This is a genomic window from Enterobacter sp. WI-ESBL-E8, from assembly GCF_053364895.1.
Genome location: NZ_JBRWXJ010000001.1, coordinates 1,801,332 through 1,828,304, shown reverse-complemented (window position 1 = coordinate 1,828,304; position 26,973 = coordinate 1,801,332). Strand labels below are relative to the sequence as shown.

Below are 26,973 nucleotides of genomic sequence, written 5' to 3'. Positions count from 1 at the left end.
CGTATTGATCTTTCAGGCAGTTAGCGGGCTGCGGGTTGCAGTACTTCCCGGTATAAGGATTGTTCTCTGGAGAGTTCTTCCCAGGCAATTCCCCTGATAATTGCGCTGTGTTTCCGTATGAAGCACAGGCAACCGACACTCTGCGCCTCTTAAGCGAGCGACAACCGTGAGGTTGGCGACGTGAATAGACACGAGGCCATCGGTTCATACCCCGGAAAGCGTCACCTTGCCCGCAGCTTTGTCGTCAATGTAAGAATAACGAGTAAGTTACGATGAAAAGAATGTTAATCAACGCAACTCAGCAAGAAGAGTTGCGTGTCGCCCTTGTGGATGGGCAGCGCCTGTACGATCTGGATATCGAAAGTCCTGGACACGAACAGAAAAAAGCGAACATTTACAAAGGTAAAATCACCCGCATTGAACCAAGCCTTGAAGCTGCATTTGTCGATTACGGTGCTGAGCGTCATGGTTTCCTCCCTCTGAAAGAAATCGCCCGCGAATATTTCCCTGCAAACTACAACGCCCATGGCCGCCCAAACATCAAAGATGTTCTGCGTGAAGGTCAGGAAGTTATCGTTCAGATTGATAAAGAAGAGCGTGGCAATAAAGGCGCCGCACTGACTACCTTTATCAGCCTGGCGGGGAGCTATCTGGTTCTGATGCCTAACAACCCGCGTGCGGGTGGTATCTCTCGCCGTATCGAAGGCGATGACCGTACCGAGCTGAAAGAAGCGCTGGCGAGCCTCGAACTGCCTGATGGCATGGGGCTTATCGTGCGTACCGCAGGCGTGGGCAAATCAGCCGAAGCGCTGCAGTGGGACCTGAGTTTCCGTCTGAAACACTGGGAAGCAATCCAGAAAGCGGCGGAAAGCCGCCCTGCTCCGTTCCTGATCCACCAGGAAAGCAACGTTATCGTACGTGCCTTCCGTGATTACCTGCGTCAGGACATCGGTGAGATTCTGATCGATAACCCGAAAGTGCTTGAGCTGGCTCGCCAGCACATCGCCGCGCTGGGCCGTCCAGACTTCACCAGCAAAATTAAACTGTACACCGGTGAAATCCCGCTGTTCAGCCACTATCAGATCGAATCCCAGATTGAGTCCGCCTTCCAGCGTGAAGTGCGTCTGCCGTCCGGCGGTTCTATCGTTATTGATACCACCGAAGCGCTGACCGCTATCGACATCAACTCCGCGCGTGCAACGCGCGGTGGCGATATCGAAGAGACCGCCTACAACACTAACCTCGAAGCCGCTGATGAAATCGCCCGCCAGCTCCGCCTGCGCGACCTGGGTGGTCTGATTGTTATCGACTTCATCGACATGACTCCTGTACGCCACCAGCGTGCGGTTGAAAACCGCCTGCGCGAAGCGGTGCGTCAGGACAGAGCGCGTATCCAGATTAGCCATATCTCACGCTTCGGCCTGCTGGAGATGTCACGTCAGCGTCTGAGCCCGTCGCTCGGTGAGTCCAGCCATCACGTTTGTCCGCGCTGCTCCGGCACCGGTACCGTGCGTGATAACGAATCTCTGTCCCTCTCTATTCTGCGTCTGATTGAAGAAGAAGCGCTGAAAGAGAACACCAAAGAGGTTCACGCCATTGTGCCGGTGCCCGTTGCCTCTTACCTGCTTAACGAAAAACGTGCGGCGGTAAGTGCCATTGAAGCGCGTCAGGGTGGCGTTCGCTGCATCATCGTGCCAAACGATCAGATGCAGACCCCGCACTATCACGTGCTGCGTGTGCGTAAAGGCGAAGAGACGACCACCCTCAGCTACCTGCTGCCGAAGCTGCATGAAGAAGAGATGGCTCTGCCATCCGATGAAGAGCCTGCCGAGCGCAAACTGCCAGAGCAGCCTGCATTAGCGACCTTCATCATGCCAGAAGCACCGCCGGAAGCAGCTCTGGAAAAACCTGCTGCAAAACCTGTGGCACAGAAACCAGAAGCCAGGGTGGCGAAAGCCGAGCCAGAGCAACCGGGTCTGCTGAGCCGCTTCTTTGGCGCGCTGAAGAAAATGTTTGCCGGCGAGGAAGTTCAGCCAGAGCAACCGAAAGAAGAGCCAAAAGCGGCCAAACCTGAGCGTCAACAGGACCGCCGTAAGCGTCAGAACAACCGTCGCGATCGTAATGACCGCAGCGACCGTAATGACCGCAGCGAGCGTCGCGACAACCGTGACAACCGTGACAACCGTGACAACCGCTCTGAGAATAACGAAGGCCGTGAGCAACGCGAAGACAACCGTCGCAACCGTCGCGAGAAACAACAGCAGAACGTTAATGTTGAAGATCGTGAAATTCGCCAGCAGGCGGGCGATGAGTCTGAGAAGAGCAAACAGCGTGACGACCAGCAGCCACGCCGCGAACGTAGCCGTCGTCGTAACGACGAGAAGCGTCAGGCGCAGCAGGAAGTCAAAAACCTGAACCGCGAAGAGCCTGCTGAACAGCAGGACGGCGAGCAGGAAGAACGTACTCAGGTTATGCCGCGTCGTAAGCAGCGTCAGCTTGCTCAGAAAGTACGCTTCGCCTCCGAAGCAACCGAAGAGTCAACCATTGTCGCCGCTGAAACAAACGAGAGCGCAACCGGTACACAGCTGGCAAAAGTCGACCTGCCAGCGGTCGTTGAAAACAGCGCTGAACAGGATGAAAACGGTGAGAACCGTGATAACGCCGGCATGCCGCGCCGTTCACGTCGTTCTCCACGTCATCTGCGCGTCAGCGGCCAGCGCCGTCGTCGCTATCGTGACGAGCGTTACCCGACTCAGTCGCCCATGCCGCTGACCATTGCCTGTGCTTCGCCAGAAATGGCCTCCGGCAAAGTCTGGATCCGCTACCCGGTTGCTCGCCCGGAGCAGGTAGTTGAAGAACAGCCGGTGACCGAAGAGGTGATTACACCTGTTGCTGTCGCTGAAGAGGTCGTGACTGAAGCCGCTACCGTGGTTGAACCGCAGGCCGTTGAGGTTGAAGAAACCCCACACGCGATAGAAGTGGAAACCACGCACCCAGAAGTGATTGCCGCGCCGGTTGATGCCGCACCGCAGCTTATTGCTGAAGAAGATACCGTAGTGGCTGAGGAAATTGCTGAAGAGGCAGAACCTGTAGCAGCAGTGGAAGAGACAGCTGAAGTCATCGTTGAAACGACGACTGAAGAAGTTGTTCAGGACGTTGAGATTGCCGTCGAACCTGTTCGTGAAGCCGAAGAAGCGAAAGCGCCTGAAGTGAAGCCAGCGCCGGTTGTTTCTGCACCAGCCGCTGCCCACGTGGCGACCGCACCTATGACGCGCGCTCCGGCGCCGGAGTACGTGCCTGAAGCCCCGCGTCACAGCGACTGGGTACGCCCGGAGTTCAACTTCGAAGGTAAAGGCGCTGCAGGCGGCCACAGTGCAACGCATCAGGCGACTGCACCGGCGACGCGTCCGCAGTCTGTCGAATAACGACACAGAAAGTAAAAAGCCGACCTTCGGGTCGGCTTTTTTTATGGCTGCTGCACGGGCTTTCTCATCCCGGTGACCTCCGGCATTATCTGCCGCATCAGCTCCAGAAAACGCCGCAAGCGCGCCGGATAATAACGGGACCAGGGGTAAACCAGATGCACCGGTAACGCCGCTGGCTGCCACTCTGGCAGTAAATGCACCAGCCGTCCTTGCTGAATATCATCCTGTACCGTCCAGCTGGATACAACCGCCACGCCAAGCCCGGTGAGCGCCGTATTGCGTGCAACATACAGGCTATCGGTGCTGAGCCGTGGGGTAATAGCCACTCGCGCGGGAGCGGGTGATGCATCGTGAAAAAGCTCCACATGGCGCTGGTAGAAAGAGCTGATGGCAATCCAGGGGAACTGCTGCAAATCCTCCGGGGCGTTTACCGCCGGGAAGCGGGCCAGCAGTGCCGGAGAAGCCACCACCGAACGCGGCACTTCGGCCAGCAGCACGGATACGGTCGCCGGATCGACTTCCACGCCCACCCGAATCGCGCAGTCAAGGTTGTCGCCGAGGAAATCCGCCGAGCGATCGTTAAGCATCCACTCAATCGAAAGCTGCGGGTAGCGCTGCAAAAATTCGGTTAACGGTTTCAGAAGCTGGTCCTGACCAAACGCGTGCGGCGCCCGCACCCGCAATACGCCTACTGGCTCATCTTCCGTCTGCCCCACCTCATCTTCCAGCGCCAGCCAGCTGTCAATCACCCGACGGGCGTGCTGATAGCAGCGCTCGCCGTCATCCGTTAGCCGCGTCGTGTGGGTAGTGCGTAACATCAGACGCACCCCCAGCATTGTCTCAAGCGACTGTAACCGTCGGCTCACCGTGGCCTGGGTTGTTGCCAGCTGCCGTGCCGCCGCAGAGAGTGACCCCGCCTCAACAATCCGGACAAACGTCCGCATGAGCTCTACCCTGTCTATACGCTCAGCTCTTTTCATCGCATTTTCACTTATACGTCCAACGTATAAGCGTTTTACCACCGGGCCCGCTACCGTCGCAAGGCGTACTGATAAAAAATAGCCTCACACGACGAATGAGGAACAACGTATGAACACAACAACTACTCCCCACGCTGCAAGCCGCTGGGTGATTTTTATGCTGGCCCTGGGGGCTGGTTTCAGCGTGGCATCAATCTACTACGCGCAGCCCCTTCTGCCGCTGATGGGCGCCGATCTTCATCTGAGCATTGAAGGCATGGGGCTGGTGCCCACCTTGACTCAGGCAGGCTACGCGCTCGGCATCCTGTTCCTGCTACCGCTCGGCGATCGCCACGACCGCAGGACGTTAATCCTGATTAAAAGCGCCGCGCTGGCGCTGTTTCTTCTCGGCTGTACCCTGACCGGACAGCTCCATTCTCTGCTGCTGGCAAGCCTGCTCATCGGCATGGCCGCCACCATGGCACAGGATATCGTCCCTGCCGCGGCAATCCTTGCCCCAGAAGGCAAGCAGGGGAAAACCGTGGGCACGGTAATGACCGGGCTGCTGCTGGGTATCTTATTATCAAGAACCGTGAGCGGCGTGGTGGGCGAGGCATTTGGCTGGCGCGTCATGTACCAGCTGGCGGCGGCGAGCATTGCGTTCATCGGGGTGATGATGTGGTTTGTGCTTCCCCGCTTTGCCATTCACTCCACGCTGAGCTATCCGGCGTTGATGCGCTCAATGGAACATCTGTGGCGTCGTTACCCGGCCCTGCGCCGCGCGGCGCTGGCTCAGGGTTTTCTGTCGATTGCCTTCAGCGCCTTCTGGTCTACCCTTGCGGTCATGCTGCTGGAACGCTATCACCTTGGTAGTGCCGTCGCGGGGGGCTTTGGTATTGCAGGTGCCGCCGGTGCGCTAGCTGCTCCGCTGGCGGGGGGGCTGGCGGACAAACTGGGTGCGGGAAAAGTCACGCAGCTTGGTGCAGTCCTGGTAACCGTCTCCTTCGCCCTGATGTTCCTGATGCCCGCGCTGGGGGTCCATGGACAGCTGATTCTGATCGCCCTCTCCGCCGTCGGATTCGATCTGGGCCTGCAGTCCAGCCTGGTCGCCCATCAGAACCTGGTATACAGCCTTGAGCCGCAGGCACGCGGTCGCCTGAATGCCCTGCTCTTTACGGTGGTGTTTATCGGGATGGCGCTGGGTTCAGCGTTAGGCAGCAATATCTACTCGCTGGCTGGCTGGACGGGCGTGGTCGCGCTGGCGACGGTCTGTGGCCTCATTGCGCTGGCAATTCGTCTGATTGAAAGCGCACGCGTTGCCTCCGCACCGGCAGAAGCCGCATAAAAAAATGCCCAATCCAGACGGATTGGGCAGTAAAACATGCCCAGTTTCAAGACATGCTCTAAGAGGTCAAGATGTTATTTGTTCAGCTGGAATAGAGACATGCCCTGCATATCGCTAAACGCTTTATAAGAGGCCTGCAGGGCCGCCTGCTGCATGGTGTAAGAGGAAATCGCTTCGTTCCAGTCGACGTCAACCAGGTCACTCATCTGCTTGGTCTGACCCAGCGCGCGGTCATCACCCAGCGTATCGAGTTTTTCCAGCTCGTTCATCTTGGTTCCTACATCAGCAACAACTGTCAGGACATTGTTCTGGGCGTTCTTGATGCCGATTTGCGCGTTGGCAATCACCTGGCTTTGCGCCGTTGCGGCAGCCGGATCGTTCGCAATCGGCGTCTTCAGCGACGCAATGGCCGTATCAAGGATTTTGAACATGTTTGTTTCGCCATATCCACCGCCCGGCAGCTCTTCCGCATTACTGGTAATGCTGTTAAAAATCTGCTGACCTGTATGGCTAATCGCCATATTTCGCGCCGTATCAACCTGCTGCGTGATGGCCTCAGTACCACCGTTGTAATCCCCGGTCGCGGCATCAAACGGTGCGCTCTCGGTTTTATATCCCGCAAAGATAAAGCGGCCATTGCCATCCGTCGTGTTGGCCAGGTTCATCAGCTGATCGCGGATCCCCTGAAGATCGGTCGCCAGAGAAAGACGGTCGTCATCGCTCAGCGTGCCGTTCGAGGCGTAAACCAGCTTCTCGCGCACGCTTGAGATCGCGGTGTTGACCTGGGTTAACACGCTATCTTCCAGCGAAACCTTTTGCGTCGCAAAGGTACGCGCGAGGGCGAACTGGCTGTTCTGCGACTGAGATTGCGACAGAACGATGGCCTGCGACGCGGCAATAGGATCGTCCGACGGACGATTGACGCGCTTGCCGGTGGACATCTGCTCACCGTAGCTCAGCCATCTGCTCTGGGAATCGGTGATCCCACGCATGTTTTGCTCGTACATCATCTGGGTGCTAATACGCATTTTTCACCTCAACCTTAACGAATGTTGATAATTGCATCGAAGAGCGTACTGGCAGTTTGTAGAACCTGCGCATTGGCCAGGTAGTACTGCTGATAACGCTGCAAATTGCCATACTCTTCGTCGAGGTTTACCCCAGAGATGGTCTGCTGCTGCTTGATTAACTGTGTTTCCACGTTGGCTTTCGTCTGGCTACTCACCTTCAGTGACGCCGTTGAGCTACCGACGGTACTGACGAGAGAGGCATACGCATCGTTGAAGGTTTTGTTGCCACCCACCACTTTAGCGTTTTGCAGATCGAGCAGCTTCTGACCGTTACGGTTGTCGCTTTCACCGCCGTTCTGCACCGACGCCATCGCCAGTTTGGACTCGTCGCTGATCGCCAGATCCATGTTCATGATGACGTTAGAAACAGGCTTCACGGTAAAACTGTCTTTGGTATTTGCCGTTCCGCTCACATTGACGTTAAGGCCATCAAACGACAGATTGCCGCTGGCGTCCGGAGTCATCGTAAAGCTGGTTTTGTCTGACGTGCGGGTGATGGTCCAGTCGGTGCCGTTAAATTGCAGCTTATAATCTGTCGCCTGAACTTGTTTACTGTCCGCCACAGACGCCGTGACAACAGCGGAACCGCCGTTCTTGCTGTTGGACAGCACCGCCGGAGAACCAAAGTCGAACAGCTTGCCGCCAGCATCACCGTTAGCATCAAAACCGGCTTCGTGCTGCGTGTTCATCGCATCGGCAAAGGCCAGTGCCATCTGGTTCAGGCTGTTACGGGCTTTATCCAGATCTTCAGCACGGAAGGTCAGTAAACCGCCTAAAGAACCGGTGGTGATAAATTTCTCCGGGATCTCAATATTGCCCGCCACGTCATCGACATAGGCGATGGTAGTACGAGCCGGATCGGCGCTGGACTTCACGGCCGCCAGCTGGCTGGCTTTGCTGCCCTGCACCAGGCTGTAACCGTTACCGAGAGAGATATTAAACGTGCCGCTATCCTGTACGGAGACTTCCACACCCACGATTTTGTTCAGTTCAGTCACGAGCTGATCGCGCTGGTCAAGCAGATCGTTAGGTGACGCGCCCGCGCCAACGCCGGTCAGACGGGAGATCTGATCGTTCAGATTCGCAATCTGCGTCGCGTAGTTATTGATCTGAGACACGCTGCTTGAGATGGCGGTATTAACCTGCGCATCCTGGTCACGGAGATACTGATCGTTGGTCTTAAACTGATTCACCAGACCACCCGCTTTCCCCAGTACCGTCTGACGTGCAGCTGGGTCTTCGGCGTTGCTCACCAGGGTTTGCAGGCTCTTGAAGAAGTCCTGCAGCGTGGTGGAGAGCGAGTTGGTGGTATCAGAGAGCACATCGTCGATTTTTGACATCTGCTGATAGCGCGTCGTCAGACCGCTGCTCTGCGTCTGTGCGGCGCGCAGCTGGTTGGTAATGAAAGCGTCATACTCACGCTGGACACCGGAGACATACACCCCGTTACCCACCCAGCCACCGCCGGTCAGCGTGCTGTTAGAGGCACCCAGCACGGTCGTCTGGCGGGTGTAACCTGCCACGTTGTAGCTTGAAATATTATTACTGACGGTATTGAGTGCCGACTGCGCAGCACTGAGGCCACTCATGGCGCTGTTAATCAAACTGGACATGGGGGTTCCTTTTATACGTTCAGACACGAGTCCTGATGAAGGTTATCGGCAACCTCCACCGGGACTTGAGAACTTTCAGAACAGATTTTCAATATCTGTGCTATAGGCTTTGCTGACCTTCTCGCCCATGGATTTCAGCTGCTGGATCATGCTGGTGAGCTTGCGCGCATAGTTCGGGTCGGTCGCGTAGCCCGCGTTTTGCAGAGCCTGCGCCCCCTGCTCCGCCGTCGCCGCCTGCGTAACGGCGGTATAGCGCGGATTGCGGCTCAGCAGGCCCACATAATCGGACAACGCTTCCAGATAAGAGCTGTAGACGCGGAATTTTGCTTTGACCTTCACCGCCGCACCGTTCTCGTACTCGGTGGTGGTGATCTCCGTCGTCGGCCCTTTCCAGCTGGAAGTGGCTTTCACGCCGAAGATGTTGAAGCTCGGCTCACCGTTTTCCTTGCGGATCTGGCGCTGACCCCAGCCCGACTCCAGCGCGGCCTGCGCCAGAATCAGGTGATGCGGCACGCCGCTCTGCTGGCTGGCAAGGCGCGCAGGCAGAGAAAGCTGCGCCAGGAAGTCTTTGCTGTCACCCGAGAGCGGCTCATCGCCACTGTCCGTCGCTTTAGGTATGGCTTTACGCACCATTTGCGTCAGGGCCTGGTTCTGATAACTGGTCACCGTTTCCAGGTCGAACTTCATCGGCACCTGCTCCGGTCGATCCTGAGGCTGAATACCCTGCGCGGCTTCGGTCTGTTTCACAATCATGTCAGCCAGACCGAGGCCTTTTCCGGCGGTCATCTGCTGCGCAATCTGCTGGTCATACATGCTGGTGTAGAGACGCGTTGAATCACTGCTGAACATCCCGTCTTTTGGCAGGGTTTCACGCATGCTTTTCAGCATCATCTGTACAAACATCCCCTCCACCTGGCGGGCGACCGGGCGGATATTCGCCGCCGGGTCTTTGCCTGCTTTGGTTTTCAGTTCGTTGAGCGACTGGGCATCCCAGGCTGCACTGGTCAACAGTTTGCTATCGGTCAGCATTAGATGATTTCCAGTTTGGCGCGCAGGCAGCCCGCGCTTTGCATGGATTGCAGGATGGACATCAGGTCCATCGGCGTTGCCCCCAGAGCGTTCAGGGCGCGCACCACGCTGTTCAGGTTGGCGCTGGAGCGAACGCTCTGCAGTGAGCCGCCGCTCTGGCGCATATCAATCTGCGTTTGCGGTGTCACCACGGTCTGACCGCCACCAAATGGCGTGTTCGGCTGGCTCACGTTCGCGGAGCGGTTTACCGTCACGGAGAGGTTACCCTGCGCCACGGCACAGCTGTCCAGCGACACTTCCCGGTTCATCACGACCGAGCCGGTACGGGAGTTGATGATCACCTTGGCATCCTGTACCGGAACGTTCACTTCCATATTCTGGATATCTGCCAGCATGCGCACCTGGTTGCTGCTGCCAGTGGAGGTACGGATCTGCACGGTGCGCGCATCCAGCGCCGTTGCATTACCGTAGCCGCGGCTGCGGTTGATGGTATCGGCAATTTGCTGGGCCATCGTGAAGTCTTCATTGTTGAGCTGCAGGTTAATGGTATTGCCCGCGCCAAACTGGGTAGGCAGTTCACGCTCAATGATCGCACCGTTGGTGATACGTCCACCGTTAAGCTGATTCACCTGCACGCTGCTTCCGCCTGCGGATGCCCCCGCACCGCCGACCAGAATGTTACCCTGCGCCAGCGCATACACCTGGCTGTCGACGCCCTTCAGCGGGGTCATCAGCAGCGTACCGCCGCGCAGGCTTTTGGCGTTACCCATTGAGGAAACCACCACGTCAATGGTCTGCCCCTGACGCGCGAACGCCGGGTAGGACGCGGTGACCATCACCGCGGCCACGTTTTTCAGCTGCATGTTGGTTCCCGCCGGCACGGTAATGCCGAGCTGGGAGAGCATGTTGTTCAGGCTTTGGGTCGTGAAGGGCGTCTGGGTCGTCTGGTCACCGGTACCATCCAGCCCCACCACCAGGCCATAGCCAATCAGCGAGTTCTCACGTACGCCCTGGACGCTGGTGAGATCGCGAATACGGTCAGCCTGGGCAAACGTTGCCACCAGCGCGAGCGCCACGGCGAAGATCGATTTAAACATGGGTCACCTCGCTTACATCGGCGATAAATTAAGGAAGAAGCGCTGCAGCCAACCCATATTTTGCGCTTCATTGATATAGCCGTTACCGACGTACTCAATGCGCGCATCCGCCACCTGAGTGGACGGAACGGTGTTGGTGCCGCTGATGGTGCGAGGGTTAACCACGCCCGAGAAACGAATGAATTCAGTGCCCTGGTTGATGGCGATCTGTTTTTCACCCACAACGTGTAAGTTGCCGTTAACCAGCACCTGGTCAACCGTGACCGTCAGCGTGCCGCTGAAGGTATTGCTGGCGTTCGCGCCGCCTTTACCATTGAAGGTATTACCGCCAGAGGCATCGACATCAGCACGCGCGTTGCCGAACAGGCCCTGCAGATAGCGCGGTACGGTATCGAAGCCAAAATTCGTTTTGCCATCGCGGCTGGCATTCGCCGACGAGCTTTTGCTCGCGCTGACGTTTTCCTGCAGCACAATGGTCAATGTATCGCCGACATTACGCGGGCGGCGATCTTCAAACAGCGGCTGATAGCCGTAATTAATCGGCTGCGCGGTCTGGAAAATGGAGCCGTTTACCACTGGCGCGGGGCCAGGAACGGGTTGGGCAGTCGTCGCACCCTGGACCAATGGTTTAGACGGGATCAAAGCACACCCGCTGAGGGTGACAGCCAGAACAGTCAGTATCGGATAACGAAACGCCGCGTTTTTTTGCATTGCCTTCATCTTCGAAAACAGGGAGCCGGTGCGACGTTTACCGCACCGGACTACACCTTAGAGTTGCGTCAGTTTCTGCAGCATCTGATCGGTCGTCGACACTGCTTTACTGTTAATTTCATACGCGCGCTGGACCTGGATCATATTCACCAGCTCTTCCGCGACGTTTACGTTGGAGGTTTCAACATAGCCCTGATACAGCAGGCCCGCGCCGTTCAGGCCCGGGGTGCTCTCATTTGGCGTACCGGAGGATTGCGTTTCGGTGTAGAGGTTCTCACCAATGCTTTCCAGACCGGTATCGTTCATGAAGGTGGTCAGGTTGAGCTGTCCAACCTGAACCGGCGCGGCCTGTCCCTGCTGAGTCACGCTGACCACGCCGTCACGTCCAATGGTAATGCTCAGGGCATTCGCCGGAATGGTGATCGCAGGTTGAACCTGGAAGCCGCCCGCCGTTACCAGCTGGCCGTTCTGATCGACCTGGAACGAGCCGTCGCGGGTATAGGCAGAGGTCCCGTCAGGCAGCTGCACCTGGAAGAAGCCCTGGCCTTTGATCGCCACGTCTTTGCTGTTGTTGGTCTGAGACAGGTTCCCCTGGCTGTGCAGACGCTCGGTGGCGACCGGACGAACGCCGGTACCGATCTGCAGGCCTGACGGCAGCGTCGTCTGTTCAGAAGACTGCGCACCCGGCTGGCGGATGGTTTGATAAAGCAAATCTTCGAAAACGGCGCGCTGACGCTTGAAACCATTGGTGCTCACGTTTGCCAGGTTGTTGGCAATCACGTCCATATTGGTTTGCTGGGCGTCCAGGCCAGTTTTCGCGATCCATAAAGAACTGATCATAAGGAGTCCTGTTAACTCATAGCCAGAAGTTGGTTAGCCTTGCCCGCGTTTTCATCCACGCTGCTGATGATTTTCATCTGCATTTCAAAACGACGGGCGCTGGCGATCATGTCGCTCATGGCGGCGACCGGCTTAACGTTGCTGCCTTCCAGCACGCCCGACATCACGCGAATGCTCGGATCGGCCTGTAGCGTGGCACCGCGCGTCGCCTGAGCCGCCTGGGTCAGACGGAACATTCCGTCGTCGCCACGCTGTACGTCTTTACCTTCCGCTTTAACCAGCTTCAGACGTCCGACGGGCGCAACGGTATTGGCCGGATCGCCCGGGTTCAGCGCCGAAATGGTACCGTCCGCGGCGATAGTCAGCTCCGAGCCTTCCGGCACGGTCAGCGGACCCGCCTCCCCCATTACCGGGTGACCCTGAATGGTTAACTGACCCGTCGCGCTCACCTGGATATTCCCGTTACGGGTATAGCCTTCGCTGCCGTCCGCCGTTTGCACCGCCAGCCAGCCGTCCTGCTGCAGAGCAACGTCCAGCGGGCGTGAGGTGTAATCCATCTGCCCTGGCGTCATATCTGCGCCAGGGGTCGATGCGGTGACCAGCGTACGGGTCGGCAGGGAGAGCCCTTCCACCGGGACCGCGCGCAGCGCATTAAGCTGCGCGCGAAAGCCCGACGTAGAGGCGTTTGCCAGGTTGCTGGCGGTAACGGCCTGCTGATTGAGCGTCTGGCTTGCCGCGCCCATCGCGGTATATATTGCGTGATCCATTGCGCTTTCCTGTTAGCCGCTTAACGCAGGTTAACCAGCGTGTTGAGGATCTGGTCCTGGGTTTTGATGGTCTGCGCGTTCGACTGATAGTTACGCTGCGCGACGATCATGTTCACCAGTTCTTTACTCATATCCACGTTGGAAGCCTCCAGCGCGCCGTTGGTCAGCTTGCCGAAGTTACCGGTGCCCGCTGTACCTAACAGCGCCACGCCGGATGACTGGGTGGCAGACCAGACGTTATCGCCTTCCGATTTCAGGCCTTCGTTGTTGGCGAAGTTTGCCAGCACGATCTGACCGAGAACCTGAGACTGTTCGTTGGAGTAGTTTCCTACCACGGTGCCATCGTCGTTGATCTCGTAGCTCACCAGATCGCCAGGCTTGTAGCCATTCTGCGTGGTATTCACAACGCTGTTCGCGCCGGTGTTCTGCTGCATGGAATTCTGGAAGCTGAGGGAGAAGGTCGCCGCCGTCGCACCGCCGACAGAGCCGGTGGTGATGTTAATGGCCGGCGTGGCGTTTGGCGTTGCGCTCAGTACACCCGCAGCGTTGTAGTTGTAAACGCCCGCCAGGTTACCGTTCGCATCGAAGTTCATCTGCGCCGCTTTCGTCGCGGTAGAACCAGCTACGCTGCCGTCCTGCGTGTAAAGATCCCATTTATTGTCAGCTGTCTTCACGTAGTAGACATACATATTGTGGGCGTTACCCTGGCTGTCGAAGACGGTCACGGTACCTTTTTTGTTATAGGTATCCGAGTTGGTCGCATCGAACGGGGCAGTTTGCACAGGATCGGTTGAGTTCAGGTTGATCTGCTGCGCCGCGGTCGTAGTGGCTTTCGCCGACATCAGCGTATTCGGAATGGTGATAGCCTGAGGGTTCGCACCGGTCTGAATCGTCGGAGGGGTGCCTGCTGCCGGATAGCCTGTGACCTGCATACCCTGCATGTTCACCAGCGTACGGTTTTCGTCCAGCTTGAACTGGCCGTTACGGCTGTAGAATACAGAACCGTTAGAATCGACCATACGGAAGAAACCGTTCTGGCTAATGGCAACGTCCAGACCGCGACCGGTATTGGTAGTAGTACCGTCGGTGAAGTCCTGAGTGATGCCTGCGACCTTCACGCCGAGGCCGACTTTGGAACCGGCAAACATGTCTGCAAAGGAAGCAGAACCGGATTTAAAACCATAGGTCGCGGAGTTGGCGATGTTGTTGCCAATGACGTCCAGGTTGGTGGCCGCAGCATTCAGGCCGCTGACCGCTTGAGAAAAGGCCATGACTTACTCCTGATAAGTGTTAGGGCTTAGATAATCTGCCGAACTTCGTCGAGTGTGGTGGTACCAGAGGTACCCAAATCCAGTTTGTTGCCGTCGCTACCTTTAATTACGCCCTGGACCAGCGCGAACTGCAGCGGCTGTGCCACCAGCTGGGTGGTCCCTTTGCTGGCACTGATTGCCACTTTGTAGGAACCGTTCGGCGCTTTGGTGCCGTCGGTCAGGGTGCCATCCCAGGTAAAGGTGTGAACGCCTGCCTTCAGTTCACCAATTTCGATGGTGCGAACCACCGCGCCGGTTGAGTCGGTGATCGTCGCGGTCACTTTGTCAGCCGGCTGCTGCAGTTCAACGCCAAACGGCGTGGTGGTCGTGGTGGCGTTGCCATCGGTGGTGCTGGTGCCCGCCAGGATCGTGGTACCCGGGATCATCACCCCGTGACCAATCAGGCTTGCCGCCTGCAGAGACTGGGCGCTGTTAATCTGGCCAGAGACGGAACCGAGGGTGGTGTTCAGTTTCTCAATGCCGCTCACGGTACTGATCTGCGCAAGCTGCGTGGTCAGTTCGTTGTTCTGCATTGGGTTAGTCGGGTCCTGGTTCTTAAGCTGAGCCACCAGCAGCGTCAGAAAGCTGCCCTGAAGGTCGGCGGCGTTACTCCCCGTCAGGGAGTTAGAACCTGTCGAACTGCTCGTGTTATTAACACCCGAGTTCGTAGGATCATTCACATTTACGGCGATGGACATGCATGTCTCCTTTACTGGCCGAGAGTGAGTGTTTTGAGCATCATGCTCTTCACGGTATTAAGCACTTCGACGTTGGCCTGGTAGCTGCGGGAAGCCGACATGGAGTTCACCATCTCACCCACCACATCCACGTTCGGCATTTTCACGTATCCGCTGGCATCCGCGAGCGGGTTACCTGGCTCATACACCAGCCTGTCCGGTGCCTGGCTCTCTACCACATCCGAAACCTTCACGCCGCCCGTCGCCGCGCCTGGCGCAGCATCGACCTGAAAGACAACCTGTTTGGCACGGTAAGGCTGCCCGTCAGGTCCGGTCACGCTGTCGGCGTTAGCCAGGTTACTGGCGGCCACGTTCAGACGTTTGGATTGAGCGGTTAACGCCGAACCGGCGATATCAAAAATATTCAGCAAGGCCATCTATCAGTTGCCCCCCTGCAGGACGTTCATCATGCCTTTGATTTGTCCGCCGAGTACGGTCAGGCCCGTCTGGTATTTCAGGCTGTTATCGGCAAACTGTGTACGCTCCCGGTCCATATCCACGGTGTTACCGTCGAGTGAGGGCTGATCGGGAATGCGATAAAGTAAATCGGTCGCTGGCGCGGTCATCGCCTGAGCAGGAATATGGCGAGAGGATGTCATGGCGAGTGCAACACCCGTTCCTTCGGCACGTCCACGCTCCATCACCTTTTTGAGCTCACTGGAAAAATCAATATCGCGCGCCTGATACCCCGGCGTATCGGCGTTAGCGATATTGGCGGCTAAAATCTCCTGCCGCTGGGCGCGTAAATTGAGCGCTTCCTGCTGAAAACGTAACGCGGCGTCGAGTTTATCGAGCATGTCTCCTCCGCTGATGGCAAAATTTCAGTTCACAGCTTAAATCTCACCCGGTCTCCCCTATCGACGGAATAAGCGCAAAATGCGTCGCTATTTATTCCGTTGATGCAAAACCACTGCAGGTAGAATTCACTCAACTCTGGAAACGGTGGAACTTGCGATGCAAACGTTAAAACGTGGCCTGGTGGCGACTTTCTTGCTGTTTAGCCCTCTGGTGCAGGCTGAGGGTTTACAGGAGCAGTTAACGACCTTTTTTGCTGAAAAACTGGCAGGCTTTAGCGATGACGTTAGCGTTAGCGTGCGCACGCCACCGAATCTGTACCCGACGTGTGACCAGCCGTCATTCAGCGTGGTGGGGTTCACCAGGCTGTGGGGAAATGTGAACGTGCTGGCACGCTGCGCCAATGAAAAACGCTATTTACAGGTTGCAGTTCAGGCGACGGGCAATTATGTTGTCGCCGCCGTGCCCATTGCGCGCGGCAGCGTGCTGCAGGCAAACAGCGTGACGCTGAAACGCGGGCGTCTGGATCAGCTGCCTCCACGAACCATGCTCGAAATAAATCAGGCACAGGATGCCGTCAGCCTGCGCGATGTCGCGCCCGGCCAGCCGATACAGCTCTCAATGCTGCGTCAGGCATGGCGGGTAAAAGCGGGCCAGCAGGTGATGGTCGTGGCCAACGGAGAGGGCTTTAGCATCAACAGTGAAGGGAAAGCATTAAACAATGCCGCGGTGGCGCAAAACGCCCGCGTCAGAATGTCTTCAGGCCAGGTGGTGAGCGGAACCGTCGATGCTGATGGGAATATTCTGATTAACCTATAATCTTTTTAAAGATTTCGCGGCGCTTGCCGATAAATATTCAACTAATGATGATGTCAGGCGCAAACGCCGCGAACCCTCGATGAGGACAACACTATGAGCATTGATCGTACATCAGCCCTGAAGCCGGTAAGCGCTGTACAGCCTCGCGAAACGAATGACGCTGCCCCGCTAAAAGCGCGTCTGGAAAAACCGTCAACGGCCAACAGCACCAGCGTGACCCTGAGCGACGCTCAGGCAAAACTGATGCAGCCAGGCAGCAACGATATCAACATGGAACGTGTTGAAGCGCTGAAAACGGCTATTCGTAACGGTGAACTGAAAATGGATACCAGCAAGATCGCTGATGCCCTGATTCAGGAAGCACAGAGTTTCTTACAGAGTAACTAAGCGTATGAGTCGACTGTCAGAAATACTGGATCAAATGACGGTTGTCCTGAACGACCTGAAAACGGTAATGGACGCTGAACAGCAGCATCTCTCTTCCGGTCACATCAACGGCAGCGCGCTGCAGCGTATTACTGAAGACAAAAGTTCGCTTCTGGCGACGCTGGATTATCTGGAGCAGCAGCGCCGCGCTGAGCAAGATCCTAAGCGTAGCGCCAATGACGATATTATTGAGCGCTGGCAGACCATTACTGAAAAAACACAGCACCTGCGCGATCTTAACCAGCACAACGGCTGGCTACTGGAAGGTCAGATTGAACGTAATCAGCAGGCGCTTGAGGTGTTGAAACCGCATAAAGAAACCGGACTGTACGGTGCGGATGGTCAGACAGCGACTGCGCGCATTGCGGGTGTTAAAAAGATTTCGATTTGAAGCATAACCGACAAATCATGCAGCGGGGAGCACCATAAGGTGAACTCCCCTTTTGGCGTTTATGCCGTACGGCGGGCAAACTCTTTCACCTTGAAGCCCAATACGGCGAGCGTGGCAAAGTAAGCCACCACCCCAACACCCACCACGGCCATCAGGCGCATCAGACGGTAGGGCATGGTGCCCAGGGACCACTCAGGCATCACGTACAGCATCCCAAGTAACGCGGCAGACATCACCAGTACCGCAACGATCAGACGCACGAGGAAGCTTCCCCAGCCCGGCTGCGGCGTGAAAATATCCTGCTTGCGCAGCTGCCAGTACAGCAGCCCGGCGTTCAGACAGGCCGCCAGACCAATCGATAATGACAGACCTGCATGCTTCAGCGGGCCAATAAACGCGAGGTTCATCAGCTGCGTCATAATCAGCGTCACAATGGCAATTTTCACCGGCGTTTTAATGTCCTGACGCGAATAGAAGCCCGGTGCCAGCACCTTGACGATGATCAGCCCCATCAACCCGACCGAGTAGGCAATCAGCGCGCGCTGCGTCATGGCAGCATCAAACGCGGTGAATTTCCCGTACTGGAAAAGCGACACCGTCAGCGGTTTGGCCAGAATCCCTAGCGCCACTGCGCTTGGCAGGGCCAGCAGGAAGCAGAGACGTAACCCCCAGTCCATCAGGCGGCAATATTCGTCGTGATTGCCGCTGGCAAAACTTTTCGACAACGACGGCAGCAGGATGGTCCCCAGCGCCACGCCCAGCACCCCGGACGGAAACTCCATCAGACGGTCTGCGTAGTACATCCAGGAAACCGAGCCGGACACGAGGAAAGAGGCAAAAATGGTGTTGATGATAAGCGAGATCTGGCTTACGGAGACGCCAAGAATAGCGGGCCCCATCTGCTTAATGACGCGCATCGCCCCGGCATCTTTGAGATTAATGCGCGGCAGCACCAGCATGCCAATTTTTTTCAGATGCGGCAGCTGATAGGCCAGCTGCAGCACCCCGCCCACGGTGACCGCCCAGGCCAGCGCCAGCACCGGCGGGTTGAAGTGCGGCGCGGCGAACAGGGCAAAACCGATCATGCTGACGTTGAGAAACGTCGGCGCAAACGCCGGGACGGAGAAGCGGTTCCACGTATTCAGGATGGCTCCCACCAGCGAGGCCAGCGAGATCAGCAAAATATAGGGGAAAGTAATACGCAGCAGCTGCGAGGTCAGGGCAAATTTATCTGCCGTATCGGCAAAACCGGGCGCGGTAACCATTATTACCCAGGGCGCGGCCAGCATCCCAATGACGGTTACCACGGCCAGGGCCAGCGTCAGCAACCCGGAGACATACGAAACAAATACGCGCGTCGCGTCTTCACCCTGCTTGCTTTTATATTCTGCAAGGATAGGAACGAACGCCTGGGAAAACGCCCCTTCAGCAAAAATACGGCGCAGGAGGTTCGGCAATTTAAACGCGACGAAAAAGGCGTCCGTTGCCATCCCTGCACCAAAGACCCTTGCCACAATGGCGTCGCGCGCAAAACCAAGCACGCGGGAGAACATGGTCATCGAGCTGACGGCTGCCAGCGATTTTAATAAGTTCATTAACGTGAATTTCCAGAACCATACGGATTTGTAGGCCAGGTAAGCGAAAGCGCCACCCGGCAAAGCCAACAAGCGGCGCTTAGTCTAACCCGATTTCAACGAATTACTATCCGCAGATGTTACAGCGAGTTATTCACTCATGGCTTCGCGCCAGAGCCGTTCCACAATGCGCTGCGCCAGAATGGCCTGCTCGCCGGACGTTTCAGGAACCGTCTGATTTTGCACGCAGGTAATAAAGTGGCGGGCGCATCCTGCGAAACCGCGCTGCTCCAGGGTACTCTGCCAGCCGGGCGCCGGGAGCGTCACCACGCCGTTCCCCTTCTCCTCGCGCCACGCCCGCATGTCGGTAATGTCGTACAGTGCGCCGTCGGTGACGGCCTGGACGCATTCGCGCTGGCTGCCCGCGCGACGATGCATGCTGGTCGTTACCTGCAGATGGTCAATTGAGAAGTGATGTTCGGCATAGACCATCTCGCCCTGTTCGTTCGTCAGGAGCGTCCCGCTTTGCAGCTGCGCATTGCCGCCGGCGAGCCACAGCGCCGTATCCACAACGTGCAGATAGTCATCCAGCAGCGTGAAGCGCAGATCGTTTGGGCCAATGCTGTCGGTACGGTGCTTATCCATCCGCAGCGAGGCAAGCGTGCCGGACTCCGCCTTCAGCTGCTGGTAAAGCGGCGCGAAGCGGCGGTTGAAACCGACCATCAGCGTCAGTTTTTTACGTGCCGCCAGCTCAATCAGCCGTTCCGCGTCCTGAACATTTTCAGCCAGCGGTTTATCCACGCAGACGTGGACACCCGCATTAAGCAGCTCGCTCACCACCTGATAGTGCGTTGCCGTTGAGGTATGCACAAAGACCGCATCGCACTCGCGGGCCAGATCCTGAAGAGAGGCGGCATACGGGATGCGCCAGGTTTCGCAGATGCGCTCGGCCTTCTCGCGCGTGGGCGACCATGCCCCCTGAAGCGTCCAGTCCGTCGCCGCACCTAATACCGGTAGCCAGGCTTTTTGCGCGATACCGCCCAGCCCCACAACGCCTACACGTAATTTTTTCACCGTTAGTCTCCCAGGTGTGCCAGCAACGCATCCAGACGCTGTTTCAGCCCGGCGACCTCTTCTTCCAGCGCGTCCACGCGGGCAGCCAAATCGTCATTCCCATCAGTAACATCGGTGATAGTAGAATTAACTGAATTATCAATTTCGCCGCTGAAGAGATGCATATAGCGGCTTTCACGCTTGCCCGGCTCGCGCGCCAGACGCACCACGTAAGGGCCGTCTTCACGTGTGGCCAGCCCTTCCAGGACCTGTTCAACTTCCTGCATATCCGCGAACTCGTGCATGCGGGAGGCTCGCGTGCGCAGCTCGCCCGGCGTTTGCGCCCCACGCAGCAACAGCGTGGTGATGACCGCCACTTCCGCACTGCTCAGCTTCAGGTCGCCAAATTCGGAATTACAAAACCGCTGTTCGTATTTGGTGACGCGGTTGCCGAAGCCGCTCACGGTGCGCAGATAGTGGCGTTTTACCAGCGCATCCAGCACGTCCTGAACGTCATGCTCGCTAAGGTTCATGACCGGCTCGCGGTTGGTCTTCTGGTTGCAGGCCATGGTCACGGCGTTGACGGAGAGCGGATACTGCTCCGGCGTGGTGACCTGTTTTTCAAGTAAGCACCCAATCACGCGCGCTTCTGTACCGTTTAGCTGATACTTCATCTTTTCTCCTTAACGACCTGCAGTCCAGTCCCGGGTGGTTAATGCTGTCAAAACGTGGTCGCGCCACTCTCCGTCTATCAGCAGATAGTCTTTGGCATAACCCTCTTTCTCGAACCCTAAACGCGCCAGCAAATTCCCGCTGCGCTGATTATGCGGCATATAGTTCGCCATAATACGATGGATATGTTGCGTGCGTTGCATGTAGCGGATCGCCACCGTCAGCGCCTCATACATTAGCCCCTGCCCCTGCCATTTCTGACCAATGGAGTAGCCCAGGTAACAGGCGTGAAACGATCCGCGCACCACGTTTGAAAAATTGGCGATTCCGATAATCTCTTTCTCTTCAGGATCCAGCAGCGCGAAATAAAACGCGCTGCCCTGCTTGTGAAATTCCGTAATCATGCTGAGGCGCGCCTGCCAGCCGGAAGGGTAACAATGGCTCTCATCCCGAACGGGTTCCCAGGGTTTTAAAAACTGGCGATTCTCGGCGTAATAATCCGCCAGACGCCAGGCATCACGCTCATGCACCAGACGAACGACCAGCCTGTCCGTTGTCAGACGCACTTTTGGCACATTACTGCGATAGCCAAACATCGATACCACTCCTTCCCGTCACTTCTGCTTACCCATTAGCTTTACTATACCTGCGCCTGTGCCGTCTGTGAAAACAGTGACATACCATTTTGCCCGCTTTTCACATTTTTCGATGAGAACTCTCTATCAAAGCGCGCTTTTGATAAAAAAATATTGTCACGTGCAGGGGTGGGAAAAAACGCAGCGACACCGCAGAATGTTAGCGTGCTCACCATCCTATTTTCCCTGGAGGGAAAATGTCCCGCGTATCACAGGCCAGGAGCCTGGGTAAATATTTCCTGCTGGTCGATAACATGCTGGTCGTACTCGGCTTTTTCGTCGTGTTTCCTCTCATCTCGATTCGCTTCGTCGATCAAATGGGCTGGGCGGCGCTGATGGTCGGTATCGCGCTAGGGTTGCGTCAGTTTGTTCAGCAAGGCCTGGGCGTATTTGGCGGTGCCATCGCCGACCGCTTTGGTGCTAAACCGATGATCGTCACCGGCATGCTGCTCCGCGCGGCAGGCTTTGCCACGATGGCGATTGCCCAGGAGCCCTGGCTGCTCTGGTTCTCCTGCTTCCTCTCCGGTATAGGAGGCACCCTGTTCGATCCGCCGCGCACCGCGCTGGTGGTGAAGTTGATTCGCCCGCAGCATCGCGGCCGTTTCTTCTCGATCCTGATGATGCAGGACAGTGCCGGGGCGGTTATCGGCGGGCTGTTGGGAAGCTGGCTGCTGCAGTATGACTTCCGCCTGGTCTGTGCGGCTGGCGCGGTGCTCTTTATCCTGTGCGCGCTGTTTAACGGCATGTTCCTGCCGGCGTGGAAACTGTCGACCGTTAAAGCACCGGTCCGGGAAGGACTTGGCCGCGTCCTGCGCGACAGACGTTTTGTCACCTATGTACTGACCCTGACGGGGTATTACATGCTTGCTGTGCAGGTCATGCTGATGCTGCCGATCATGGTCAACGACATTGCAGGTACCCCTGCTGCCGTTAAGTGGATGTACGCCATTGAAGCCGCACTTTCCCTGACGCTGCTCTATCCGATTGCCCGCTGGAGCGAACGGCGTTTTCGTCTCGAGCATCGCCTGATGGCTGGCCTGTTCCTGATGACGCTGAGCATGATGCCGATCGGCCTGGTGAACTCACTTCAGCAGCTGTTTACGCTGATTTGCACGTTCTATATCGGCTCCATCATCGCCGAACCGGCCCGTGAAACGCTGAGCGCCTCGCTCGCGGATGCACGCGCCCGCGGCAGCTATATGGGGTTCAGCCGGCTGGGGCTGGCCCTCGGTGGCGCATTAGGTTACGCCGGCGGCGGCTGGTTGTTTGATGCCGGCAAAGCGTTACATCAACCCGAGCTCCCCTGGATGATGCTCGGCGCGGTGGGCTTTATGACGCTCCTTGCCCTGTGGTGGCAGTTCAGCCCGAAACGCAGCGCGAGCGGTATGCTCGAACCCGGCGCATAGCCTTTTCCTCGGGCGGGAATCTCTCCCGCCCCACTTCTCAGTTTTTTCTGCTGGTTTCTGCTATTTCACACTGACATACTGGCGTAACAGGACAGAAGCGCCGATTTTTCGTTGAGGAACACTATGAAGAAAATTGTCTTTGCTGCTGCATTAATTGTCAGCGGTCTGCTGGTTGGCTGTAACCAGCTCACGCAATATACCGTCAGTGAGCAGGAAATTAATCAGGCGCTGGAAAAACATAACAATTTTTCTAAAGACATTGGCGTACCGGGGCTTGCGGACGCGCATATCGTGCTCACGAATCTGACCAGCCAGATTGGGCGGGAAGAGCCAAACAAAGTCACCCTGGCCGGTGATGCGGACCTCGATATGTCATCCCTCTTTGGTAATCAGAAAGCCAACATCAAGCTCAAGCTGAAGGCCCTGCCCGTTTTCAATAAAGAGAAAGGGGCCATTTTCCTGCAGGAAATGGAAGTCGTCGATGCGCAGGTTTCTCCGGACAAGATGGCGCCGGTTCTGCAAACCCTGATGCCCTATCTGAACCAGTCGCTGCGTAACTATTTTAACCAGCAGCCCGCGTACGTCTTAAGTGAAGACAAAAGCAAGGGTGAAGCTCTGGCGAAAAAATATGCAAAAGGCATAGAGGTGAAACCGGGAGAAATTATCATTCCTTTCACCGATTAACCTGAAGGGCGCTGCGGCGCCCTTTTTTTTACGGAAAAGTGTGCAAACGAAAACGTTTCCGCTTATGATTTGTGTCCGGCAAAAACAGCCATCCTTATGACTGATTCCTGACAAGCCGGAGCTTCCATGACTGCACAACCCCAGGTTCTTAAAATCCGCCGCCCTGACGACTGGCATATCCATCTGCGTGATGGCGATATGCTGAAAACCGTCGTGCCTTATACCAGCGAAATTTATGGCCGCGCGATTGTTATGCCTAACCTGGTTCCGCCAGTCACCACCGTCGATGCCGCGATTGCCTACCGCCAGCGCATCCTTGATGCCATTCCCGAGGGGCATGATTTTACCCCGCTGATGACCTGCTATCTGACCGATTCACTGGACCCGAACGAAGTGGAGCGCGGTTTTAACGAAGGCGTATTCACGGCGGCGAAACTCTACCCGGCGAATGCCACCACCAACTCCAGCCACGGCGTCACCAGCATTGATGCCATCATGCCGGTTCTGGAACGCATGCAGAAACTGGGCATGCCGCTGCTGGTCCATGGTGAAGTGACGCATGCCGAGATTGACATCTTCGACCGTGAAGCGCGTTTTATCGAAACCGTGATGGAGCCTCTGCGCCAGCGTCTGCCAGCGCTTAAGGTGGTCTTTGAGCATATCACCACCAAAGACGCAGCAGAGTATGTACGTGACGGCAATGAACTTATCGCCGCCACCATTACGCCACAGCACCTGATGTTTAACCGTAACCACATGCTGGTGGGCGGGGTGCGCCCTCACCTGTACTGCCTGCCCATCCTCAAGCGCAACATCCACCAGCAGGCGCTGCGCGAGCTGGTGGCCAGCGGGTTCTCCCGCGCCTTCCTTGGCACCGATTCCGCGCCTCACGCCCGCCATCGTAAAGAGGCGAGCTGCGGCTGTGCAGGCTGTTTTAACGCCCCAACGGCACTTGCCAGCTACGCGACCGTATTTGAAGAGATGAACGCCCTGGAACATTTCGAAGCGTTCTGCTCCCTCAACGGCCCGCGCTTCTACGGCCTGCCGGTCAATGACTCCTTCATTGAACTGGAGCGTAAAGCGAGCCACGTTGAGGAGTCCATTGCGCTGACGGATGACACGCTGATCCCATTCCTGGCCGGCGAAACCGTAAACTGGACGGTAAAACGTTAAAAAACCGAAGCCCCTTGTTGTCAAACCCATAATATACCTGTATAAATAAACAGTATATTACACAGGGGGCATTTATGCGTATTGAAGTCACCATAGCCAAAACAACTATTCTGCCTGCCGGCGCGCTTGATGCACTGGCAGGTGAATTATCCCGTCGTATTAACAACACTTTTCCCGACAACGCGGGTGCCGTAACGGTGCGTTACGCCGCGGCGAACAACCTCTCCGTCATTGGCGCTGCGAAAGAAGATAAAGATCGCATCAGCGAGATCCTGCAGGAAACGTGGGAAAGCGCGGACGACTGGTTCATCACTGATTAACACTGCTCCCTCATTGTGTTTTTTGCCGGGTCGCCCCGGCTTTTTTTCGTCTGAACATTCTGGAAGTTCAAATTAATTCGGTATCTTCTTTAAGAATCGTGAACAAGATGGTGTTTTATTGCTCGAACAATCCTAAAAAGCAGAAAAATGTGTTGCCAGCTGTTTATTTTTCCCTTCGGAACCCTTATTACTTGATATACTGAAGATGCTTTCAGAAAAACATGCATTGAACCTCAGAGCCGTTGTCTTCTAACACGCATTAAGGGGGTTATAATGGAAAAGAATAGTGAAGTGATCCAGACCCATCCACTTGTTGGCTGGGATATCAGTACCGTAGATAGCTACGATGCGCTGATGCTGCGTTTGCACTACCAGACCCCGAATCAACTCAACCGTGAAGAAGCGGAAGTTGGACAGACGCTGTGGCTAACAACAGACGTCGCCCGTCAGTTTATTTCTATTTTAGAAGCAGGTATTGCAAAAATAGAATCTGGCGACTATCAGGAAAATGAGTATAAGCGGCACTAACCGTATGCCCACTTTTCACTCAACAGGCACCCTCGCGGTGCCTTATTTATTTCTCCCTTGTCTAACCCCGCGTTGTTAATTACTCTGCTAACAAAACGTAAGTTTACGAGACGCATATGAGATACGACTTAATCATTATTGGTAGCGGCTCCGTGGGTTCCGCCGCCGGTTATTACGCGACACAGGCAGGTCTGAACGTCCTGATGATTGACGCCCATCGTCCTCCCCATGCGGAGGGTAGCCATCATGGCGACACCCGCCTCATACGCCATGCGTATGGTGAAGGCGAGCGCTATGTGCCGCTGGTGCTTCGCGCCCAGACGCTGTGGGACGAGCTGGCGAAACAGACCGAAGAGCGTATTTTCGACCGTACCGGGGTTATCAATCTTGGCCCGGCTCATTCGGAATTTCTCGCCGGCGTCGAACGCAGCGCGACTGCCTTTAATCTAGAGGTTGAAAAGCTTGACGCGGCGGGCATTACGGCGCGCTGGCCTGAAATTACCGTCCCGGACGATTATATTGGCCTCTTTGAAGCCAACTCCGGCGTGCTGCATTGTGAAACGGCGATCAAAACCTGGATCGACCTCGCCGCAAACGCCGGCTGCGCGCAGCTGTTCAACTGTCCGGTGGATGCCATCACGCATAACGCTGATGGCGTTACGGTGACCACTCTTGACGGCGAATACTCAGCGTCACGCCTGCTGGTCAGTGCAGGAACCTGGGTCACGCGCCTGCTGCCGGACCTGCCGATCCAGCCGGTGCGCAAGGTCTTCTCCTGGTTCCAGTCGGACGGTCGTTACAGCGCGCAGAATAAATTCCCGGCCTTCACCGGGGAATTACCGAATGGCGATCAGTTCTACGGTTTCCCGTCCGAGAAAGACGCGTTGAAAATCGGTAAACACAACGGTGGCCAGGTTATCTCCTCTCCTGAAGAGCGTAAACCCTTCGGCGCCTTCCCACAGGATGGCTCAGAAGCCTTCTCGTTCCTGCGTAATATTCTTCCAGGCGTCGGTGGCTTACTGTATGGCGCGGCCTGTACCTATGACAATACGCCGGATGAAGACTTTATCATTGATACGCTGCCAGGACATGACAACACCCTGCTGATTACCGGGCTTAGCGGCCACGGCTTTAAGTTTGCTTCCGTGCTGGGTGAAATCGCCGCGCAGTTTGCCCAGGGTATCACGCCGCAGTTTGATCTGGCGCCCTTCTCCCTCTCGCGTTTTAACGGATAATCTCAAACGGGCTCCGGACATCGGGGCCCGTTTCATTCACACTGCTATTGCGGAGCGTTATGCGCAGGATCGTTAACTTTCTGATGAATAATATTCGCGAGCATTTTATGCTCTTTCTCTTATTGTGGGCGCTGCTGGCGATTATTGATTTTGTTTACATTGTATTTTATTGAAAAGCCACATTGACAATAATTGACATTAACTTAGCTTTATTGAAACTCTCAATTTCATCTTGCACGAAGACATTGAATTACCTTTATCGATCCTATTCAAAAGCGCTGAAATAAATAAAATAAAAATCAATATACATTTATTTCAGTTGCAATATCACGCCTTCCCGTTCATTTTTACCCTTCGGT

The 26,973-nt window shown here is 56.2% G+C and carries 28 protein-coding genes; 12 read left to right on the top strand and 16 right to left on the bottom strand.

All coding sequences use genetic code 11. From position 1 onward, the window contains the following. The first annotated feature begins 272 nt into the window (after positions 1-272). A complete protein-coding gene (gene rne, locus ACWHWP_RS08685) occupies positions 273-3,425 on the top strand; it encodes a ribonuclease E (RefSeq protein WP_447855410.1) in 3,153 nt (1,050 codons plus the stop codon). A 41-nt stretch (positions 3,426-3,466) separates the two neighbouring features. Here rne and ACWHWP_RS08680 read toward each other — a convergent pair whose 3' ends face one another. Beyond that, positions 3,467-4,369: a LysR family transcriptional regulator gene (locus ACWHWP_RS08680; protein WP_074164689.1), complete on the bottom strand. Its 903-nt coding sequence runs from the start codon at positions 4,367-4,369 to the stop codon at positions 3,467-3,469. A gap of 145 nt (positions 4,370-4,514) precedes the next feature. On the opposite strand from ACWHWP_RS08680, the gene ACWHWP_RS08675 reads away from it, so the two are divergent. Continuing rightward, a complete protein-coding gene (locus ACWHWP_RS08675; RefSeq protein ID WP_447855409.1) occupies positions 4,515-5,729 on the top strand; it encodes an MFS transporter in 1,215 nt (404 codons plus the stop codon). Positions 5,730-5,803: 74 nt separating this feature from the next. Here ACWHWP_RS08675 and flgL read toward each other — a convergent pair whose 3' ends face one another. The 11 genes from flgL to flgB all read right to left on the bottom strand — a co-directional run bounded on the left by flgL (position 5,804) and on the right by flgB (position 15,700). Beyond that, entirely contained in the window at positions 5,804-6,757 is a 954-nt protein-coding gene (gene flgL / locus ACWHWP_RS08670) for a flagellar hook-associated protein FlgL (RefSeq protein WP_047349001.1), read from the bottom strand. Positions 6,758-6,771: 14 nt separating this feature from the next. After that, a complete protein-coding gene (flgK, locus tag ACWHWP_RS08665) occupies positions 6,772-8,412 on the bottom strand; it encodes a flagellar hook-associated protein FlgK (RefSeq protein ID WP_047349002.1) in 1,641 nt (546 codons plus the stop codon). 75 nt (positions 8,413-8,487) lie between these two features. Then, positions 8,488-9,441: a flagellar assembly peptidoglycan hydrolase FlgJ gene (gene flgJ / locus ACWHWP_RS08660; protein WP_047349003.1), complete on the bottom strand. Its 954-nt coding sequence runs from the start codon at positions 9,439-9,441 to the stop codon at positions 8,488-8,490. After that, on the bottom strand, positions 9,441-10,538 hold the full coding sequence (locus ACWHWP_RS08655; RefSeq protein WP_029740346.1) for a flagellar basal body P-ring protein FlgI: 1,098 nt from the start codon (positions 10,536-10,538) through the stop codon (positions 9,441-9,443). Before ACWHWP_RS08655 ends, flgJ begins: the two co-directional genes overlap by 1 nt. A 12-nt stretch (positions 10,539-10,550) precedes the next feature. Beyond that, positions 10,551-11,249, bottom strand: coding sequence for a flagellar basal body L-ring protein FlgH (gene flgH, locus ACWHWP_RS08650; protein WP_023335267.1), 699 nt, complete (start codon positions 11,247-11,249; stop codon positions 10,551-10,553). 57 nt (positions 11,250-11,306) lie between these two features. Beyond that, on the bottom strand, positions 11,307-12,089 hold the full coding sequence (flgG, locus tag ACWHWP_RS08645; RefSeq protein ID WP_008500810.1) for a flagellar basal-body rod protein FlgG: 783 nt from the start codon (positions 12,087-12,089) through the stop codon (positions 11,307-11,309). Positions 12,090-12,100: 11 nt separating this feature from the next. After that, entirely contained in the window at positions 12,101-12,856 is a 756-nt protein-coding gene (locus tag ACWHWP_RS08640) for a flagellar basal body rod protein FlgF (RefSeq protein WP_447855408.1), read from the bottom strand. A gap of 20 nt (positions 12,857-12,876) precedes the next feature. After that, positions 12,877-14,127, bottom strand: a complete 1,251-nt coding sequence (gene flgE, locus ACWHWP_RS08635) for a flagellar hook protein FlgE (protein ID WP_047349004.1) — start codon at positions 14,125-14,127, stop codon at positions 12,877-12,879. Between the two features lie 26 nt (positions 14,128-14,153). Then, on the bottom strand, positions 14,154-14,864 hold the full coding sequence (flgD, locus tag ACWHWP_RS08630) for a flagellar hook assembly protein FlgD (protein WP_059311037.1): 711 nt from the start codon (positions 14,862-14,864) through the stop codon (positions 14,154-14,156). An 11-nt stretch (positions 14,865-14,875) separates the two neighbouring features. Next, a complete protein-coding gene (flgC, locus tag ACWHWP_RS08625) occupies positions 14,876-15,280 on the bottom strand; it encodes a flagellar basal body rod protein FlgC (protein ID WP_008500814.1) in 405 nt (134 codons plus the stop codon). A 3-nt stretch (positions 15,281-15,283) separates the two neighbouring features. Continuing rightward, positions 15,284-15,700, bottom strand: coding sequence for a flagellar basal body rod protein FlgB (gene flgB, locus ACWHWP_RS08620; protein WP_008500815.1), 417 nt, complete (start codon positions 15,698-15,700; stop codon positions 15,284-15,286). A 157-nt stretch (positions 15,701-15,857) separates the two neighbouring features. On the opposite strand from flgB, the gene flgA reads away from it, so the two are divergent. The 3 genes from flgA (at position 15,858) to flgN (ending at position 17,334) form a co-directional block, all read left to right on the top strand. Continuing rightward, positions 15,858-16,517, top strand: a complete 660-nt coding sequence (flgA, locus tag ACWHWP_RS08615; protein ID WP_063955799.1) for a flagellar basal body P-ring formation chaperone FlgA — start codon at positions 15,858-15,860, stop codon at positions 16,515-16,517. Positions 16,518-16,610: 93 nt separating this feature from the next. Continuing rightward, a complete protein-coding gene (flgM, locus tag ACWHWP_RS08610) occupies positions 16,611-16,904 on the top strand; it encodes a flagellar biosynthesis anti-sigma factor FlgM (protein WP_059311040.1) in 294 nt (97 codons plus the stop codon). 4 nt (positions 16,905-16,908) lie between these two features. Next, positions 16,909-17,334, top strand: coding sequence for a flagella biosynthesis chaperone FlgN (flgN, locus tag ACWHWP_RS08605; RefSeq protein ID WP_008500818.1), 426 nt, complete (start codon positions 16,909-16,911; stop codon positions 17,332-17,334). Positions 17,335-17,393: 59 nt separating this feature from the next. Here the strand turns inward: flgN and murJ are convergent, their stop codons facing one another. The 4 genes from murJ to rimJ all read right to left on the bottom strand — a co-directional run bounded on the left by murJ (position 17,394) and on the right by rimJ (position 21,229). After that, positions 17,394-18,929: a murein biosynthesis integral membrane protein MurJ gene (gene murJ / locus ACWHWP_RS08600; RefSeq protein WP_447855407.1), complete on the bottom strand. Its 1,536-nt coding sequence runs from the start codon at positions 18,927-18,929 to the stop codon at positions 17,394-17,396. Positions 18,930-19,058: 129 nt separating this feature from the next. Beyond that, the gene (locus ACWHWP_RS08595; protein ID WP_059311042.1) at positions 19,059-19,982 is read right to left on the bottom strand and encodes a Gfo/Idh/MocA family protein; all 924 of its coding nucleotides are present in this window, start codon (positions 19,980-19,982) and stop codon (positions 19,059-19,061) included. A 2-nt stretch (positions 19,983-19,984) separates the two neighbouring features. After that, positions 19,985-20,635, bottom strand: a complete 651-nt coding sequence (locus tag ACWHWP_RS08590; RefSeq protein ID WP_059311043.1) for a YceH family protein — start codon at positions 20,633-20,635, stop codon at positions 19,985-19,987. Between the two features lie 9 nt (positions 20,636-20,644). Further along, positions 20,645-21,229 carry a ribosomal protein S5-alanine N-acetyltransferase gene (gene rimJ, locus ACWHWP_RS08585; protein ID WP_008500822.1) on the bottom strand — a complete coding sequence of 195 codons (585 nt, stop codon included), beginning with the start codon at positions 21,227-21,229 and terminating at the stop codon, positions 20,645-20,647. 236 nt (positions 21,230-21,465) lie between these two features. Between rimJ and mdtH the strand changes: the two genes are divergently transcribed. The 7 genes from mdtH to ACWHWP_RS08550 all read left to right on the top strand — a co-directional run bounded on the left by mdtH (position 21,466) and on the right by ACWHWP_RS08550 (position 26,787). Continuing rightward, positions 21,466-22,674: a multidrug efflux MFS transporter MdtH gene (gene mdtH / locus ACWHWP_RS08580; protein WP_447855405.1), complete on the top strand. Its 1,209-nt coding sequence runs from the start codon at positions 21,466-21,468 to the stop codon at positions 22,672-22,674. 123 nt (positions 22,675-22,797) lie between these two features. Next, the gene (locus tag ACWHWP_RS08575) at positions 22,798-23,358 is read left to right on the top strand and encodes a lipoprotein (protein ID WP_047349013.1); all 561 of its coding nucleotides are present in this window, start codon (positions 22,798-22,800) and stop codon (positions 23,356-23,358) included. Positions 23,359-23,484: 126 nt separating this feature from the next. Next, complete coding sequence (gene pyrC / locus ACWHWP_RS08570) at positions 23,485-24,531, top strand: dihydroorotase (RefSeq protein WP_059311045.1); 1,047 nt, start codon at positions 23,485-23,487, stop codon at positions 24,529-24,531. A 74-nt stretch (positions 24,532-24,605) separates the two neighbouring features. Beyond that, positions 24,606-24,851, top strand: a complete 246-nt coding sequence (gene dinI, locus ACWHWP_RS08565; RefSeq protein WP_059311046.1) for a DNA damage-inducible protein I — start codon at positions 24,606-24,608, stop codon at positions 24,849-24,851. A 273-nt stretch (positions 24,852-25,124) separates the two neighbouring features. Next, on the top strand, positions 25,125-25,379 hold the full coding sequence (gene bssS / locus ACWHWP_RS08560) for a biofilm formation regulator BssS (protein WP_008500827.1): 255 nt from the start codon (positions 25,125-25,127) through the stop codon (positions 25,377-25,379). 116 nt (positions 25,380-25,495) lie between these two features. After that, positions 25,496-26,614, top strand: coding sequence for an N-methyl-L-tryptophan oxidase (solA, locus tag ACWHWP_RS08555; protein ID WP_059311047.1), 1,119 nt, complete (start codon positions 25,496-25,498; stop codon positions 26,612-26,614). A 59-nt stretch (positions 26,615-26,673) separates the two neighbouring features. Next, entirely contained in the window at positions 26,674-26,787 is a 114-nt protein-coding gene (locus ACWHWP_RS08550; protein WP_059311048.1) for a DUF2770 family protein, read from the top strand. The last annotated feature ends 186 nt before the right edge of the window (positions 26,788-26,973 follow it).

What these genes read in the sequence shown, in the direction of transcription:
- ACWHWP_RS08550 (WP_059311048.1), top strand. Translation starts at nt 26,674, where the DNA reads ATGCGCAGGATCGTTAACTTTCTGATGAATAATATTCGCGAGCATTTT.
- flgB (WP_008500815.1), bottom strand. Translation starts at nt 15,700, where the DNA reads ATGCTCGATAAACTCGACGCCGCGTTACGTTTTCAGCAGGAAGCGCTC.
- dinI (WP_059311046.1), top strand. Translation starts at nt 24,606, where the DNA reads ATGCGTATTGAAGTCACCATAGCCAAAACAACTATTCTGCCTGCCGGC.
- ACWHWP_RS08675 (WP_447855409.1), top strand. Translation starts at nt 4,515, where the DNA reads ATGAACACAACAACTACTCCCCACGCTGCAAGCCGCTGGGTGATTTTT.
- flgC (WP_008500814.1), bottom strand. Translation starts at nt 15,280, where the DNA reads ATGGCCTTGCTGAATATTTTTGATATCGCCGGTTCGGCGTTAACCGCT.
- flgK (WP_047349002.1), bottom strand. Translation starts at nt 8,412, where the DNA reads ATGTCCAGTTTGATTAACAGCGCCATGAGTGGCCTCAGTGCTGCGCAG.
- ACWHWP_RS08680 (WP_074164689.1), bottom strand. Translation starts at nt 4,369, where the DNA reads ATGCGGACGTTTGTCCGGATTGTTGAGGCGGGGTCACTCTCTGCGGCG.
- solA (WP_059311047.1), top strand. Translation starts at nt 25,496, where the DNA reads ATGAGATACGACTTAATCATTATTGGTAGCGGCTCCGTGGGTTCCGCC.
- bssS (WP_008500827.1), top strand. Translation starts at nt 25,125, where the DNA reads ATGGAAAAGAATAGTGAAGTGATCCAGACCCATCCACTTGTTGGCTGG.
- rimJ (WP_008500822.1), bottom strand. Translation starts at nt 21,229, where the DNA reads ATGTTTGGCTATCGCAGTAATGTGCCAAAAGTGCGTCTGACAACGGAC.
- ACWHWP_RS08590 (WP_059311043.1), bottom strand. Translation starts at nt 20,635, where the DNA reads ATGAAGTATCAGCTAAACGGTACAGAAGCGCGCGTGATTGGGTGCTTA.
- flgL (WP_047349001.1), bottom strand. Translation starts at nt 6,757, where the DNA reads ATGCGTATTAGCACCCAGATGATGTACGAGCAAAACATGCGTGGGATC.
- ACWHWP_RS08655 (WP_029740346.1), bottom strand. Translation starts at nt 10,538, where the DNA reads ATGTTTAAATCGATCTTCGCCGTGGCGCTCGCGCTGGTGGCAACGTTT.
- mdtH (WP_447855405.1), top strand. Translation starts at nt 21,466, where the DNA reads ATGTCCCGCGTATCACAGGCCAGGAGCCTGGGTAAATATTTCCTGCTG.
- flgA (WP_063955799.1), top strand. Translation starts at nt 15,858, where the DNA reads ATGCAAACGTTAAAACGTGGCCTGGTGGCGACTTTCTTGCTGTTTAGC.
- flgG (WP_008500810.1), bottom strand. Translation starts at nt 12,089, where the DNA reads ATGATCAGTTCTTTATGGATCGCGAAAACTGGCCTGGACGCCCAGCAA.
- ACWHWP_RS08575 (WP_047349013.1), top strand. Translation starts at nt 22,798, where the DNA reads ATGAAGAAAATTGTCTTTGCTGCTGCATTAATTGTCAGCGGTCTGCTG.
- ACWHWP_RS08640 (WP_447855408.1), bottom strand. Translation starts at nt 12,856, where the DNA reads ATGGATCACGCAATATATACCGCGATGGGCGCGGCAAGCCAGACGCTC.
- flgN (WP_008500818.1), top strand. Translation starts at nt 16,909, where the DNA reads ATGAGTCGACTGTCAGAAATACTGGATCAAATGACGGTTGTCCTGAAC.
- flgJ (WP_047349003.1), bottom strand. Translation starts at nt 9,441, where the DNA reads ATGCTGACCGATAGCAAACTGTTGACCAGTGCAGCCTGGGATGCCCAG.
- flgD (WP_059311037.1), bottom strand. Translation starts at nt 14,864, where the DNA reads ATGTCCATCGCCGTAAATGTGAATGATCCTACGAACTCGGGTGTTAAT.
- flgM (WP_059311040.1), top strand. Translation starts at nt 16,611, where the DNA reads ATGAGCATTGATCGTACATCAGCCCTGAAGCCGGTAAGCGCTGTACAG.
- pyrC (WP_059311045.1), top strand. Translation starts at nt 23,485, where the DNA reads ATGACTGCACAACCCCAGGTTCTTAAAATCCGCCGCCCTGACGACTGG.
- flgH (WP_023335267.1), bottom strand. Translation starts at nt 11,249, where the DNA reads ATGCAAAAAAACGCGGCGTTTCGTTATCCGATACTGACTGTTCTGGCT.
- flgE (WP_047349004.1), bottom strand. Translation starts at nt 14,127, where the DNA reads ATGGCCTTTTCTCAAGCGGTCAGCGGCCTGAATGCTGCGGCCACCAAC.
- rne (WP_447855410.1), top strand. Translation starts at nt 273, where the DNA reads ATGAAAAGAATGTTAATCAACGCAACTCAGCAAGAAGAGTTGCGTGTC.
- murJ (WP_447855407.1), bottom strand. Translation starts at nt 18,929, where the DNA reads ATGAACTTATTAAAATCGCTGGCAGCCGTCAGCTCGATGACCATGTTC.